The organism is Pseudomonas haemolytica (genome assembly GCF_009659625.1).
Classification (GTDB): domain Bacteria; phylum Pseudomonadota; class Gammaproteobacteria; order Pseudomonadales; family Pseudomonadaceae; genus Aquipseudomonas; species Aquipseudomonas haemolytica.
Window position 1 is genome coordinate 315,516 of the sequence record NZ_VOIW01000006.1, and the last position, 16,283, is coordinate 331,798.

Here is a 16,283-nt window from a genome sequence, read left to right on the forward strand (position 1 = left end):
TCAAATCGCCTCTAGTTCGCTCAGAAAGTCACGAAGATCATCAAAGTCTTCCGCGGTACCGGCGCGGAAGGTGGCAGCGGCCTGCACATAGGCGCGCAACGAATCGGTCTGGAACACTTCCACCAACGGCACTTCCAGGCCCAGTTCGGACTGGACGCGGGAAGTGATCTGGATGGCCAGCAGTGAATGGCCGCCGATTTCAAAGAAGTTGTCGTTCAAGCCCACCTGCGGCAGGCGCAGCACGTCGGCCCAGATCGCGGCGACCTGTTGCTCCAGCTCGGTTTGTGGCGCTACGTAGTGTTGCTGCAGCTGGCTCGGATCCGGCTCGGGCAGGCCTCGGCGGTCAAGCTTGCCGTTGGGCGTGAGCGGCATCTGCGCCAGGAACATGAAGTACGCCGGCACCATGTAATCGGGCAGGCGAGTTTTCAAGGCGCGGCGCAGGGTGTCGCGGAATACGGCTTCGTCGGGCATCGCCTCTGCCGGCACGACATACGCCACCAGTTGCTTGCCGGTCGGGCCGTCCTGGGCGACGACAACGGTTTCACCGACGCTATTCTGTTCACGCAGGCGCGCTTCGATTTCGCCCAATTCAATGCGAAAGCCACGGATTTTCACTTGGTGGTCGACACGGCCGAGGTAATCCACCACACCATCAGGGCGGCCACGGGTCAGGTCGCCACTGCGATAGACACGGCTGCCAGGTTTGCCGAACGGGTCCGGCACGAAACGTTCGGCGGTGAGTGCCGGACGCTCCAGATAACCCCGCGCTACGCCCTCGCCCCCCAGGTACAACTCACCGGCCACGCCGATGGGTTGCAGGTTGAGCTGTGAATCGAGCACATAGCCGCTGCGGTTGCCCAGCAAGGTGCCAATCGGTGCGTAGACAGCGCCGCATGGGTCGCCTTTGCGTGCTTTCCACAACAACGGTGTGACCACGGTTTCCGTCGGGCCGTAGCCGTTGAACAGATAGGTGGGCTTGAGCGCGCGCCATGCCAAGTCGTAGCTGGCTTGGGCCACCGCATCACCACCGAAGCAGTAAACCCTGACCGCCGGTGGGTTACCGTCACGCTCGGCATGTTCGGCCAGCTGCTGCAGATAAACCGGTGGGAACACTGCCATGGTCACGTTATGACGGTGCATCTGCTGGTAGGTGTACTCCGGCAGCCACAGGCTGTCATCACGGATCAACACACTGGCGCCATTGATCAGCGGGTGCATCCAGCCTTCGTGGGAACCATCGAAGGCAAAGGACATGAAGTGCAGCTCGCAATCGGCCGGGCTGGTTTCATAGCGTTCGCCGGTGGCGATGATATGCGCAACCAGAGGCCCGTGAGACACCGCCACGCCTTTGGGCATACCGGTGGAGCCCGAGGTGTAAATCACGTAGGCGAGGTTGTCACCGTCCAACGAGACGTCGGGCGCGGTATCGCTGTAATCGGCCCAGTCTTCGCTGCGATCGATTGCCAGGGCGCCCAGGCCCTCAGGGATCGGCAGTTGCTGCAACGCACGGGTATGGGTCAACAGCAACTGCGCGCGACTGTCCTCCATCATGTACAGCAGGCGATCACGCGGGTACTCGATATCCAGCGGCACATACACACCACCCGCTTTCATCACCGCGAGAAAGGCCACCATGATTTCGGCGCTGCGCGGCATGGCGATCGCTACGCGTACCTCCGGGCCGACGCCACGGGCAATCAGAGCATGGGCCAGCCGGTTGGCCTGGCGATCCAGTTCGCCGTAGCTCAGGGTTTGCGCGTCGAACTTCACCGCCACCGCGTCCGGGGTTTGCAGGGCGCGGTCGCCCACCAACTCGTGCACCAGGCGCTGGGCCGGGAAGCCTGCGCCGCTGCAATCCCACACTTGCAGGATGTGCTGCTGCTCGGCAGCGTCGAGCAACTTCAACTGGCCAATCATCTGCTGCTGGTCGGCAACCATGGCCTGCAACAGGTTCAGCCAGTGACGCGCCATGCGTTCAATAGTGGAGGCTTCAAACAGGTCGGTGGCGTAGCTCAGGGAAGCGGCCAAGCGGTCCTCGGCCTCCTCGATATCCAGGGTCAGGTCGAATTGCGCGACCGCTTCATCCCAGCTCACCGGGCTCATGTCCAACTGTGCCAAGCGCTGCAAATGGCGACCGGACAGGCTGATATGGTGGTTGAACGCCACCTGGAACAATGGGCTCAGGCTGAGGCTGCGTTCAGGCTGCAAGGCTTCCACCAGTTGCTCGAACGGCAGGTCCTGGTGGGCCTGGGCCTCCAGTGCGCGCTGCTTGACCTGTGCCAGCAACTGATGAACGGTGGTGTGCCCGTCGATATCGGCCTTGAGCACTTGGGTGTTGACGAAAAAGCCGAGCAGGCGTTCGGTCTCGACACGGTTGCGGTTGGCGATCGGCACGCCAACGCGGATGTCCCGCTGGCCGCTATAGCGATGCAGCAACACCTGATAGGACGCCAGCAACAGCATGAACAGCGTCACGCCTTCACGCTGGGCCAGGTGCTTGAGACTATCGATCAATGGTGTCGGCAGTTCGATATTCAAGCGTGCCCCACGATGGGTCGGTACGGCGGGACGCTGGTGATCGAACGGCAACTCCAGCACCGGTTGCTCACCGCCGAGCAGGGCACGCCAGTAATCGAGTTGACGAGTCTTCTCCCCTGCTTCCATCCAGTTGCGTTGCCATACGGCATAGTCGGCATACTGGATGGGCAGCGCCGGTAAGTGCAGGTCCTGGCCCTGGCTGTAGGCGGCGTAGAGTTGCACCAGTTCGTCGACCATGACTTGCATCGACCAACCGTCAGAGATGATGTGGTGCTGCACCAGCACCAGCACATGTTCGTCTTCAGCCAGCCGCAACAGGCTGACGCGCATCAATGGGCCCTGCCGCAGGTCGAATGGCTGGGTGATCAGCGCTTCGACCATCGCCTTCAACCCTGCCTGGTCGGCGTCCATCGAAGCTAACTGAACGCGTGCCTGCGGGTTGATGACTTGTACGGTGCGTGCGGTTTCCTGGTGCAGATGAGTGCGCAGGCTTTCATGGCGCGCCACCAGCGTGTCGAAAGCGCGCTGCAAGGCGACCTTGTCCAGCTGACCTGTGAGGCGCAGGGTGCTGGGTACGTGATAGGCCGCGCTGGTGGGGTCCAGTTGCCAGAGGAACCATTGGCGTTCCTGGGCATAGGACAACAGCAACGGTTGGTCACGCGCTACCGCCGTCATCTGGGGTGCTGAGTCGTTCACGCGGCCCAGGGCCGCCACGAATTCCCTCAACACTGGCTGTTCGAACAACGTCTTGAGCGCCACCTCGATACCCAGGCCATGGCGTACGCGGGACACAACCTGCGTCGCCAGCAACGAATGCCCACCCATCTCGAAGAAGTGATCACTTAGCCCAACCCGCTCGGCACCGAGCACCTGCGCCCAGATAGCCGCGACTTGTTGTTCCACGGCGCTCACCGGCGCAATCCAATTGGCCAGGGACTGGCTGGCATCGGGCTTGGGCAGTGCGGCGCGGTCCAGCTTGCCGTTGGGGCTCAGCGGTAGCCGGTCAAGTAATACCAGGTGCGCGGGCACCATGTAGTCCGGCAGTTCCTCGCGCAGGGTGGCCTTGAGCTGTTCACACAAGGCGCCCTGGGCTGATTCGGACAGCGCCTGGCTGGCCACGACATAGCCCACCAACTGGTTATCCGCGGCGATCACCAAGGCTTCGCGCACACTGGACTGGGCCAGCAGCCGCGCTTCGATTTCGCCCAATTCAATCCGGAAACCACGCACTTTCACCTGGTGGTCTATACGCCCCACGTACTCGATCATGCCGTCGGCGCGGTAACGTGCCAGGTCGCCGGTGCGGTACAGGCGGCCCGCCCCCCCGGCGCAGAATGGGTCGGGAATAAAACGATCCGCCGTCAGATCAGGGCGGTTGAAGTAGCCTCGTGCCAGCAGCGGCCCACCGATCACCAGCTCGCCTGCGACACCTACCGGCACCGGGTTGAGGTTGGCATCCAGCAGATAGATGGCGCGCCCATCCAGCACGCGCCCGATAGGCATCATTGACGGCAAGGCTTCGCGACCGTCCACGTAGGCTGCGCAATCCAGCGCGGTGGCGGTCACAGTCGCCTCGGTCGGGCCATAGGTGTTGAGCAGGCGCACATGCTGCAAACCCGCCTCGCGCCACGCGTTCAGCCCTTCCGGCGGCATGGCTTCGCCACCGATGTGCAGTTGGCGAAGGCGTCCGTAATCGCGTGGCCCCCGCTCGGCAAAATCGCGCACCAGTTGCAGCCAGTAGGCGGTGGTCAGGTCGACCACGGAAATGTCGTGGTCGAGCAGTTGCTGGTAGAAGGTGTCGCTGTCCCACAGGTCGCCGCCGCGCACCACTACGGCTGCGCCGCTGCACAAGGCCGGGTACAGTTGCTCGACGAAACCGTCGAAATTGAAGGTGCCAAATTGCAGCACGCGGTCATGGGATTGCAACGCAAACAACTCACAGAACACTTCCACATGCCGTGCCAGTGAAGCCTGGTCGATGCCCACACCTTTGGGTCGGCCGGTGGAACCGGAGGTGAACATCACGTAGGCCAGGTGGGTGGGCTGAGCCCGTGGCAATGGGTTTTGCGCGCTGTAGTCGGCGAGCCAGCCGGACGCCTGCTCCAGGCACACCAGGGTCAGGTTGTCAGTGATCGGTAACCGTTCAAGCAGCGGCTGCTGGGTCAGCAGCAGTTGCAAGCCGCTGTCTTCGATCATGCACTGCAGGCGCTCGGCCGGATATTTGGGATCCAGCGGCACATAGGCGCCGCCGGCCTTGAGCACTGCCAGCAGGCCGACAATCATCTCCAGGGAACGGTCCACCGCCACACCCACCAGGCTATCGGCGGCGACGCCCAGCTCGATCAGACGATGGGCTAAACGGTTGCTACGCACGTTGAGTTCGGCATAGCTCATGCGCTGTTGATCGAGGATCAGCGCGATGTTATTCGGGTGCAGCGCTGCCTGTTGCTCGAAGCGCTGCAGCACGCTGGCCTGGGCCGGTTGAGCAGCGTGAGGCGGGTTCCAGTCGTGGAGCACGCGCAGGTGTTCATGGGCAAGCAGCAGCGGGATCGCGCCGAGAGCTTGCTGCGGGGCGGCAACAAACTGCTGCAACAGACCTTGCAGGTACGCCGCGATGTGTTGCACGGCGTCAGTGGCAAACTCCGCGCACAGGTATTCCAGGTGCAGGCTCAGGCGCTGGCCGCCATGTGCGGTAAGGGTCAGCGGGTAGTTGGTACGCTCCTGATGACTGACGTTACTGAAGCGTAGGCCGATGTCGTCCGACTGTTCCAGGCTCTTGGCCACCGGGAAATTTTCGAACACCACCAGGGTATCGAACAGCGCCTCACCGGCCGAGCCGGCCCAGCGCTGGATATCAAACAGCGGCGTGTGCTCATGCTCGCGCATTTCCAGGTTGAGCGCCTGTACCGTGCGCACCCAGTCGCTGACGCTCTGCGCCGGATTGGCCGCGGCAATCAGGGGCAAGGTATTGATAAACAGACCGACTTGCTGCTCGACACTCGCCAACTGCGCCGGCCGCCCCGACACCGTCACCCCACAGGTCACGCTGGCCTGGCCGGTATAGCGCTGCAGCAACAATAGCCACGCCGATTGCACCAGCGTGTTGAGGGTCACCTGATGAGTGCGGGCGAAGGCGACCAGGCGCCGAGTCTGGTCCTCGTCCAGCTCGCAGCGAACTTCACCGTATGCAACGGCATTCAGCTCTGCGGTCTTGGCCACGCTGTGCGCAAGGTGCGTCGGCTCGTCCAACTGCGCCAGGCGTTGGCGCCAGAACGCCTCGCCCAGCGCCGGATCCTGTTGCTGCAGCCAGGCAATGTGGTGGGAGAACGCCGCTCCAGCTGGCGGCAGAGCCTGCCCCTTGCAGACTTGCAGCACTTCGTTGAGGACCAGCGCGTTACTCCAGCCATCCATCAAGATGTGATGGCTTGTGTAGATCAGGTGCCAGCGATCATCGGTGCTGCGTACCAGCGCCACCCGCAGCAACGGCGGGCGGGCCAGCTCGAAGCCTTGGCGATGGTGCTCGACGGCCAGGCCCTCCAACGCAGCGGTAAGGTCTTCACGCCCGCGCCAGTCGTATTCGGTAAACGGCAGACTGACCTGGCGATACACCACCTGCAGGGCCTGGCCCTGCTCGTCCTGCCAAACAAATGCGGTGCGCAACATATCGTGCCGCGCCAGCACCTGCGCCCAGGCGTCCTGGAAGCGCGCCACATCCACACCCTGAACATCGGCGCGCAACTGGCTGACGTAGACGTCGTCCTCGCCCTGCCGATAGAGGCTGTGGAACAGCATGCCCTGCTGCATCGGCGACAGCGGGTACAGGTCTTGCACCTCGCGCGACGGCAGCGCCAGGTCGTCCAATTGCTGCTGGGTCAGTCGAGCCAGGGCGACATCGGCCGGAGTGAAAGCACCTTGCTGCGGATCGATGCAATGCGCAATCAGCGCCAGCAGCTCTTGCCGATAATCGTCCGCCAGACGCTGGACAGTCGACGCCTCGAACATCTCACGACTGAACCCCCATTGCAGCGCCAGCTCGCCGCCATACACCTGCCCTTCCACCGTCAGCCAGTTGGCCAGCGGTGCCTCGGGGTCCTGGGCCTGGCCGCTGCTTGCGCTGGCCGGCACAAACAACGCCGACTCATTGAACTGGCGATCAAACTGGCCCAGGTAGTTGAAGGTGATGCGTGGCGCAGCCAGGTTCGACAGGCTTTCGCGGGCCTGCGACGTGCCCAGGTAACGCAGCAGGCCGTAGCCCAGGCCCTTGTCGGGCACCGCACGCAGTTGCTCCTTGACCGACTTGATCGCATCGGGCAGCTCGCCTTCGGCGTGCAGACGCACTGGGAACAGGCTGGTGAACCAGCCGACGGTGCGGCTCAGGTCGATGTCGTCGAACAGGTCTTCACGGCCGTGGCCTTCCAGCTGGATCAACGCGGCGGGCTGCGCGCTCCAGCGGCTGATCACCCGCGCCAGGGCGGTCAGCAGCAGGTCATTGACCTGGGTGCGATAGGCCGCTGGTGCGTCTTGCAGGAGGCGACGGGTCTGCTCGGCGTCCAGGCGCGTTTCCAGCTTGGCACCCAGACGGTTTTGCAGGCCGCCCTCGGGGTGATCGCAGGGCAATTCGGCGTCGATGGATTGCGCTTGCCAGTACGGCAGTTGCGCATCGAGAGTTTGCGCGTGGTTGTGCAGCTGTTGCGCCCAATGCTGGAAGGCACTGGTTTTCGCTGGCAGCGCCTGGTCGCGGTAAGCCTGTTGCAGGTCTTCAAGCAGAATGCGCCAGGACACGCCATCGACGACCAAGTGGTGGATTACCAGCAGCAAACGTTGGCTGCCATCGGCCATGTTTACCAACGCAGCACGTAGCAGCGGGCCTTGCTCCAGGTCGAGGCTGCGCTGGGTTTCATCACACAGCGCCGCCAATTCGGCGTCGGTGCTGGCGTGGGACTGCCACAACAGCGGTTCGCTGAGCGGTGCAGCATGGCTCTGCTGCCAGCCGTCGGCCTGCTGCACAAAACGCAGGCGCAAGGCGTCGTGGTGGTGGATCAGTTGCGTCAACGCCGCGTCAAGCCGTACAGGCTCCAACGCTTCACGCGGGGTCAGCAGCAAGGACTGGTTCCAGTGATGACGCGCCGGGATCGCCTCGGCGAAAAAGCTCTGCTGTATGGGCGTCAGGATCACCTCGCCGCTGACCGGGTCTTGGTCGATCACGCTGACCTGGTCGAAGCTGGCCACGAGCGCCAGGCTGCGGACGCTCTGGTACTGGAACAGGTCGCGTGGGCTCAGGCGAATACCGGCCTGGCGGGCGCGGCTGACCACCTGGATGGAGATGATCGAGTCGCCGCCCAGTTCGAAGAAGTTGTCATCCTGGCCGACTTGCTCAACGCCGAGTACATCACTCCAGATCGCTGCCAAGGCTTTTTGCAAGGCGTTTTGTGGCGCGACAAATGCCTGTTGCAGCGCCGCGTCCGGTACTGGCAATGCCTTGCGGTCGAGCTTGCCGTTGGCGGTCACCGGCAACTTGGCCAGCGTAATGAAGTGGGTTGGCACCATGTACTCCGGCAAGCTTCTGAGCAGCCAGGCCTTGAGGTCGGTCGGCTCCTCGCCTTCGAGCACCAGGTACGCGACCAACTGCTTACCGCCGTGCACCAGCACTACCGCTTCGCGCACTTGCGCGTGCTGCATCAGGCGCGTTTCGATTTCGCCCAGCTCGATACGCAAGCCGCGCAGCTTGACCTGATGATCGAGGCGGCCAAGGTATTCGATCACCCCATCGGCACGTTGGCGCACGCGGTCACCGGTACGATACAGGCGCTCGCCGGTCACGAACGGGCTGGGTACAAAGCGCTCGGCGGTCAACGCCGGGCGCCGGTGGTAACTGCGCGCCAGGCCGATGCCGCCCAGGTACAGCTCGCCGCAAACGCCGGCCGGCACCGGATTGAGTTGCGCGTCCAGCACATAGGTGCCGAGGTTGGCGATCGGGCGGCCAATGGGCACGCTGTCGGCGCCTTCATCGACGCAGGTCCAGTGGGTGACGTCGATGGCCGCTTCGGTCGGGCCATAGAGGTTGTACAGCGCTGCATCCGGCAACTTGGCGAACACGTGCAGTTGCGCATCCAGGGGCAAGGCTTCGCCGCTGCACACGATACGCTTGAGGCTCGTGCACGCCTGCACGCCCGGCTCATGGATGAACGCGTGCAGCATCGACGGCACGAAGTGCAAGGTGGTGATAGCGTGCTGGCCGATGGTTTCGATCAGGCGCGCCGGTTCACGGTGTTCGCCAGGCGCGGCAACCACCAGGCGCGCGCCGGTCATCAGCGGCCAGAAGAACTCCCACACTGACACGTCGAAGCTGAACGGGGTTTTCTGCAACACCGCATCACTGGTATCCAAGCCATAGGCCTGCTGCATCCAGCTCAAGCGGTTGACCAGCGCGCGATGGCTGTTGCCGGCGCCTTTGGGCTTGCCGGTGGAGCCAGAGGTGTAGATCACATAGGCCAGGTTCAGGCCATGGACAGCCACAGCGGGCGCTTCGCTGCTGTAACCGTCAAGCCACAGCGCGGGCTGGTCCAGGGCAATCACCTGGATACCGACGGCGGGCAGCGAGGCCAGCAGGCTCTGCTGGCTGAGCAGCAGTTGAATGCCGCTGTCTTCGATCATGTAGGCCAGGCGTTCCTGGGGGTACTCAGGGTCGAGGGGCACATAGGCGCCACCGGCCTTGAGAATCGCCAGCAGGCCGATGACCATCTCGATGGAGCGCTCGACACAGATCCCCACCAGCACGTCGGGGCCTACACCCTGCTCGCCCAAGGCATGGGCCAGTTGGTTGGCACGCGCATCGAGCTGGGCGTAGGTCAAGGTGGTCGTACCGAACACCAGTGCCGGTGCATTCGGGGTGCGCTGTGCCTGGTCTTCGATCAGGTGATGAATGGCGCGTTCGGTCGGGTACGACTCGGCGGTCTGGTTCCACGTGTGAACCAGCCGTTGCTGCTCGCTGGCATCGAGCATCGGCAGCTCGCCGACACGCTGTTCGCCATCCACCACCATTGCCTGCAACAGGCTGATCCAGTGTTGGGCCATGCGCGCAATGGTGGGCGCGTCGAACAGGTCATTGGCGTAGGTCAACGCGGCATGCAGGGTGCCGGATTTTTCATAGGTATCCAGGGTCAGGTCGAACTGGGTGGTGCGGCCTTGCCATTCCACCAGGGCCAATTCCAGGCCGGATGCAGTGCTCACCGACGCGATGTCGGCGACCACCGGCTGGTGGTTGTACATCACTTGGAACAGCGGCGTGTGGCTCAGGCTGCGCTCGAGTTTCAACGCTTCTACCAGGCGCTCGAAGGGCAACTCCTGGTGAGCCTGGGCGCCAAGGGCGTGCTCCTTGATGCCTTGCAGCAACTCGGCAATGCGGGTTTGCCCGGTCAGTTCGGTGCGCAGTACCTGGGTGTTGACGAAAAAACCGATCAGCCCTTCGACTTCGGTACGGTTGCGATTGGCAATTGGCACCCCGACGCGGATATCGCCCTGCCCGCTGTAGCGGTGCAGCAGCACATTGAAGGCGCCGAGCAGCAGCATGAACAGGGTGACGTTGTGTTTTTGCGCGCAACTGCGCAGTTGCGCAGCCAGCGCCGGATCAATCGCGAAGTTATGCCGCGTGCCCTGGTAGCTGGGCATCGCCGGGCGCGGGTGGTCGGTTGGCAGTTCCAGTACCGGATGCTCATCACCAAGGCGCGCCTGCCAGTATTCCAATTGGCGCGCCTGCTCGCCTGCTTCCAGCCAGCGCCGCTGCCACAGGGCGTAGTCGCTGTACTGGATCGGCAGCGCCAGCAGTTGCGGCGCTTCGTTGCGTTCATGGGCGTCGTAGCAACGGATGAACTCGTCGATCAGCACGTTCATCGACCAACCGTCGGAGACGATGTGGTGCAGGGTCAGCAGCAACACGTGCTCCTGATCGGCGAGCTTGAGCAGTTGCACACGCAGCAGCGGGCCGTGCTCCAGGTCGAAGGGCAACAGGGATTGGTGAGTGGCGGCGTCGTTGACAGCCTGTTCGCGCTCGGCGGCGGGCAAGGCACTGAAGTCCAGGTGCTCGACCGTCAGCGACGGCTCTATCGGCACCTGCGCCAGACGTTCATCGGCCTGTCGCTGGAACACGGTGCGCAGGGTTTCGTGACGCGCCACCAGGCTGGCAAACGCTTGCTGCATCGCTGGCAGGCTCAGCACGCCGGTCAAGCGCACCGCACCGGGCAAATTGTAGGCGCCGCTGGCCGGGTCCAGTTGCCAGAGAAACCACATGCGCTGCTGTGCGTAGGACAGCGCTTGGCGATCCTCCGCCTCCACCCCTGCCGGAATCGGAAACCGGGAAAAATCCACGCCTTCTTTCTGCAACGCTTGCAGGAACAGTTGGCGTTTTTCCAGGGGCAGCCCGATAAACCGGCGAGCAAGTTTCAAGGAGTCTTCAGCGTTCATTTCTTCGAATCCGGGGCAATAGGCGGGAAGCACAAAGGCACGTCGTCCCTATAAAACGAACCGGAAGAGGAAAAATTAGCGGGGGATGGGGGGCTGTTGTCCGCGAGAAATGCGGGCTGCCGGGAAGCGTCCTACGAAAAACCAGTACGCTGCCGATATTTTCAGCGATGCGTGCGATCTAGGCTGCCGACGTCAGATTACCCAGCCGGTGACGCGAGGAAAATCCGAGAGTGAATCGCCAACTGCAATACCAAGGCTATACCGGCTCAATTGAATACAGCGCTGAGGACAATTGCCTGTTTGGCAGGCTTTTGTACATCAGCGCACTGGTGAGTTATGAAGGGCAAACCGAACAAGCGTTGGAGGCGGCCTTTCGAGAAGCCGTGAATGACGTTCTTAAACGGGAACGCAACGAAGCCCGTCAGCCCAACCGCCGGTAACCCAACACCGCCGAGCCCAACACCACCGCCCCCGCCGCCAACGCCACCCAGAACCCGCTGGCGGCGCCGAAGTGGTCGATCATCCAACCGGAGCTGGCGGCACCCATGGCCACGCCGATGCTCAGGCCGGTGATCAGCCAGGTCATGCCTTCGGTTAAGCGGCTGGGTGGGACGATCTGCTCGACCATGGCCATGGACACGATCAACGTGGGCGCGAAAAACAGGCCGGAGATGAAAATCGCAGCGGCCAGGCCCGGAATATTGCTCACCAGCAACAAGGGCAAGGTGGTCAACGCCGTGGCTACGCCGCAGCACAGGAACTGGCGCGGCAACGGCGCCTTCAGCTTGAGGGCACCGAAGGCCAACCCGGCCAGGCACGAACCGATGGCATACACCGACAGCACGATACTCGCCGCCGCTGGCTGGCCCTGCTGCTGGGCGAACGCCACACTGACCACATCCACCACGCCGACGATCACACCCATGGCCAGCAGCAGGATCATCAGGATCAGTACCGACGGTGAAGCGATCAGCCAACGGCCATGGGCGCCTTGGTGGGCGTGAACGGGTGGCTCGGTTTGCCGTTGCATTACAAAGGTGGTGACACCCACGGCCAACAACACTGCCGCGACCAGGGGCCCGGCCTCAGGAAACAGCACCACGCTCAAGCCCACGGAAATCGGCGGGCCGACGATGAAGCACACCTCATCCAGCACCGACTCCAGGGCAAACGCGGTTTGCAGCTTGGGCTGGCCGCGATACAGCTCGGTCCAGCGCGCCCGCACCATGGCCGACATATTGGGCATGCAACCGGCCAGCGCGGCGAACAGGAACAGCGTCCAGTTCGGGGCCTGCAAGCGCGTGCACAGCAGCAACATCAAAAGCGCCCCGCCGCCGATCAGCGCGGCAATCGGCAGCACCTTGCCCTGGCTGTAACGGTCAACCCAACGTGACACCTGCGGCGCACAGAATGCCGTGGCCAAGGCAAACACCGCCGCCACCGAGCCGGCCAGCCCATAGCCGCCATGAACCTGGGAGAGCATGGTGATCAGGCCGATGCCGGTCATCGATATCGGCATGCGCGCCAGCATGCCGGCCAGTACAAAAGCCCGAGCGCCAGGAACCTGGAACAACTCGGCGTAGGGGTTTGCCATGACTTGAACGCCTTCTGGTCCTTAAATTGCGCAATCTTTTATCACACCAACCGCTTGATCTGCTTATGCCGCCACACCAATCGGTAATAAGCGGTCTGCAACACCAGCATCGCCAGGTACGTCACCGGGAACGCCATCCACACCCCTTCCAACCCGAAGTGGGCGTTGAACAGATACGCCATCGGCAGCTCCACGCAGAGCACGCAGAAGATCGAGATCGCCACTGGCATCAGCACCACGCCACTGGCGCGCATGATGCCGCCGATCACCGCCTGGAACCCGAACACCAGGATGCTCCAGAGCATGATGTGCAACAGGTGTTCGGCCCTGACCCGTGCGCCGTCGTCGGTGATGAACAGGCCCAGCAGCCAGTGCGACAGCCCATAACCGAGCACGATCAGGCCGCCGGTCAGGCACAGGTTGATCACCAAACCGGTACGCAAGATCGGTCCGATGCGCTCCAGGCGCCCGGCGCCAATCGCCTGGGCACCGAGAATCGACGCGGTGATGGCAATCGACAGCGCCGGAAACTGCACATAGTTGACGATCTGCGTCACCGCGCCATAGGCCGCCGTGGCTTGGGAGCCATGGCCGTTGACCAGCGCCAGGATGACCAATTCCGACAGCGACAACACCACCATTTGCAAGCCTGTCGGCAAGCCGATGCGCAGGACTTTGCCGAGGATGACGCGATCCAGGCGCAAGGCCGCGAGCAGCTCGCGGTCCGGCGCCATCACATGGTTTTTATGCCGCAGGCGCAAGATCAGGAACAGCATCGCCAAGGCGTTACCCACTAACCCCGCGTACACCGCACTCTGGATGCCCATAGGCGGCAGGCCGATCCAGCCGCGAATCAGCGCCGGGGTCAGCAACAAGCCCACCAGGGTCGAGACCATCAACGCCAACAACGGCGAAATCGTGTCGCTGACCCCGCGCAGCAGTTGGGTATAGAGGATGAACACCAGCAACAGCGGCATGATCAACATCATCATCTGCGCGTAACCCACCGCATCGTCGAGCACATCCACCGGCGTGCCCAGTGCCTGCAACGCCGGGCGTGCGAACAGGCTGCCGAGCACGGCGGCAATCAGGCCCACCAGCGCTCCCAGGGTCAGAGTGGCACCGGTGATCACCTTGACCAATCCAGTCTCCTGGGCGCCCCACGCCTGACCGATCAACACCGAGGCGCCCGCCCCCAGGCCGATCACCAGGGCGATAAAGAAAAACACGATGGGGAACATCCCCGACACCGCCGCCAGCGCCTGGGTGCCGAGCATTTGCCCGACATAGATGCCGTTGAGGGTGCCGGAAAAGCTTTGCAGAAAATTGGACAGCACCATGGGTGCCAGAAAGATCAGGTAGATCTGCCAAAGCGGCCGTTGCTGGGTAACTTCCATGAAGGTGCGGGTCCCTGGGTTATTGAGCTGGGAAGGCATTGCGCGACAACCAGGCCAGGTACGCCTGCAGGTCCGGCGGCCAGTGCGCGATTTTGTTGGAAAAGTCGGCCCGATCCTGGGCAAACAGCGCGCGCGAAGCGTCTTCGAACCCCGGCAGGTCGCCGCCGATGGCGCTCATGAAACGATAGCTGGCTTCCTTGGCCTGGCGCACCTGATCAGCGCTGGCGTGGGCTGTGCGCGCCTCATCCACCAGGCGACGCAAAGCAGCCGAAGCACCGCCGCGCTGCTGGGCGAGCCATTCCCAATGGCGCGGCAACAAGGTGACTTCACGGGCGACCACGCCCAACTTCGGGCGACCCACCGAGGGCGTAGCGGGCGGCTCGTCGTCGATGTCGGCCTGTGCGGGTGACTGCGGCGTATAGCCCGCCGGCCAAGGGTAGTCGACCTGCATGCCGGTGGCATCATCGAAAACCAGCAAGCTACCGGCGGGCAACGCTTGATCGGCAAGGGCCGTGGCGACTTCGGGATAAGTACCGGCAGCAATGCGCTGATGACCTGCGAAAGCGCTGCACAAGGGAGGATTTTGCGTAGGCATGATTTATTACCCGGGTTTTATTTGTTTTACCCGGGTTATATTAGTCAGTAATTTGCGGATTGCAAGGCCCTGGATTAACGTGCGACCAACACGGCCAGTTCTTCACGAGTGTTGCTGATGACAGCACCCGCCTTGAGCATCTCATTCACCGCCTGTACACCGCCCTCCTCGCTGATGCTGCGGCACGCCGGCAGATGCAGGACCACTTGCAGGCCGGCCTCGAGCAGTTGCAATGCGGTGGTCTTGACGCAGTAATCCAGGGCCAGCCCACCGACAATCACACGGCCCACGCCCTGGGCCTTGAGGTACTCGATGACGCCGGTGGACAGTTTGTCGTGCAGGTCGTGGTAGCAGGCGCCGTAGGGGTGCAGGTCGGGCTCGACGCCTTTCCAGATGAAGTAGTCGTAGTCATAGGGCGTGGGCAGCTCGTCGAGCAAGGTGAAACCCTCGGTACCTGGCACGCAGTGGCTGACCCACGTGACATCGGCGTGGGGCAGCCCGGTGGGTTGCAGCATCTCGCTGTGCTGCGCGACCACCCAGGGTGCATGCGGGGTGTGGGCGTCCTTGCTGCCGATGCGATGGCCGGCAAGGCTGGCCATGAAGTTGAGCTCGGCGCCAATACGGTCGCCACCGGCCACCGGCAACTCGTTGGGGCATAGCGGTGTGAAGCTCTTCTGGGCGTCGACATCGAATGAAGCGATGGCGGTTTTCTCAAGGGTCATGATGACTCTCCGGTGGCCTGGGGCGGTCTACTTTTTTAATCGAAGCTTTGCTGATCAGCCACGAAGTCATGAACAATAAAGATCGAATGTGGGAGGGGGCTTGCTCCCGATAGCAGTGTTTCAGCCACATATTCAGTGACTGACACGCCGCTATCGGGAGCAAGCCCCCTCCCACATTTTTGAACGGTAGATGACTTTAGTTCATCCAGTTGCCGCCATCCACGTTATAAGTCTGGGCGACTACGTAATCGGCTTCCTTCGACGCCAGGAAGATCGCCATGCCGGTCAGGTCTTCAGCAGTCCCCATCCGCCCGAACGGCACCCCATCCCCTACCCGCTTTTTCTTCTCCCCAGGCGCCAAACCTTCATGCTTGGCAAACAGCGCGTCCACCCCATCCCAGTGCTCGCCGTCCACTACCCCCGGGGCGATTGCGTTGACGTTGATGCCCTGCTTGATCAGGTTCAGCCCCGCGGATTGCGTCAGGCTGATCACCGCCGCCTTGGTCGCGCAGTAGACCGCCACCAACGGCTCGCCCCGCCGTCCGGCCTGGCTGGCCATATTGATGATCTTGCCGCCATGGCCCTGGCTGATCATCTGCCGGGCTGCGGCCTGGAGAGTGAACAGAGTGCCGGCGACGTTGATCGAGAACAGCCGCTCAAAGCTGTCGCGGGTGATGTCGACGATGGGCGCCAGGTCAAACAGCGCGGCGTTGTTGATCAGGATATCCAGCTTGCCGGCATGGGCCACCACTGCGGCGATTGCGGCGTCGATGGAGGCTTGGTCGGTGACGTCCATCGCCACGGCGTAGGCCTGGGGCCCCAGGTCGGTGGCGGTGGCCTGTGCCCGTTGCAGGTTGATGTCGGCAATGGCAACGGTGGCGCCTTCAGCGATGTAGGCCTGGGCAAACGCACGGCCAATACCCCGCGCCGATCCAGTGATCAGCGCGCTTTTACCTTCGAGTCGTTTCATGTGGGCG

The 16,283-nt window shown here is 62.9% G+C and carries 7 protein-coding genes; 1 reads left to right on the plus strand and 6 read right to left on the minus strand.

What is annotated here, in order from left to right; genetic code table 11:
* A complete protein-coding gene (locus FRT59_RS20600; protein ID WP_153872222.1) occupies nt 1-10,998 on the minus strand; it encodes a non-ribosomal peptide synthetase in 10,998 nt (3,665 codons plus the stop codon).
* Between the two features lie 230 nt (nt 10,999-11,228).
* On the opposite strand from FRT59_RS20600, the gene FRT59_RS20605 reads away from it, so the two are divergent.
* Nucleotides 11,229-11,438, plus strand: coding sequence for a hypothetical protein (locus tag FRT59_RS20605; protein ID WP_153872223.1), 210 nt, complete (start codon nt 11,229-11,231; stop codon nt 11,436-11,438).
* Here FRT59_RS20605 and FRT59_RS20610 read toward each other — a convergent pair.
* The 5 genes from FRT59_RS20610 to FRT59_RS20630 form a co-directional block, all read right to left on the minus strand.
* Nucleotides 11,420-12,592: an MFS transporter gene (locus FRT59_RS20610; RefSeq protein ID WP_034120096.1), complete on the minus strand. Its 1,173-nt coding sequence runs from the start codon at nt 12,590-12,592 to the stop codon at nt 11,420-11,422. The two genes, FRT59_RS20605 and FRT59_RS20610, sit on opposite strands and share 19 nt — an antisense overlap.
* Before the next feature lie 41 nt (nt 12,593-12,633).
* The gene (locus FRT59_RS20615) at nt 12,634-13,989 is read right to left on the minus strand and encodes an MATE family efflux transporter (protein WP_034120097.1); all 1,356 of its coding nucleotides are present in this window, start codon (nt 13,987-13,989) and stop codon (nt 12,634-12,636) included.
* A 19-nt stretch (nt 13,990-14,008) separates the two neighbouring features.
* Nucleotides 14,009-14,584 (minus strand): DUF2239 family protein, encoded by a 576-nt coding sequence (locus FRT59_RS20620; RefSeq protein ID WP_153838366.1) that lies wholly within the window; start codon nt 14,582-14,584, stop codon nt 14,009-14,011.
* Nucleotides 14,585-14,658: 74 nt separating this feature from the next.
* Nucleotides 14,659-15,306, minus strand: coding sequence for a nicotinamidase (locus FRT59_RS20625; RefSeq protein ID WP_153872224.1), 648 nt, complete (start codon nt 15,304-15,306; stop codon nt 14,659-14,661).
* Between the two features lie 196 nt (nt 15,307-15,502).
* Entirely contained in the window at nt 15,503-16,276 is a 774-nt protein-coding gene (locus FRT59_RS20630; protein ID WP_153872225.1) for an L-iditol 2-dehydrogenase, read from the minus strand.
* Between the last annotated feature and the right edge of the window lie 7 nt (nt 16,277-16,283).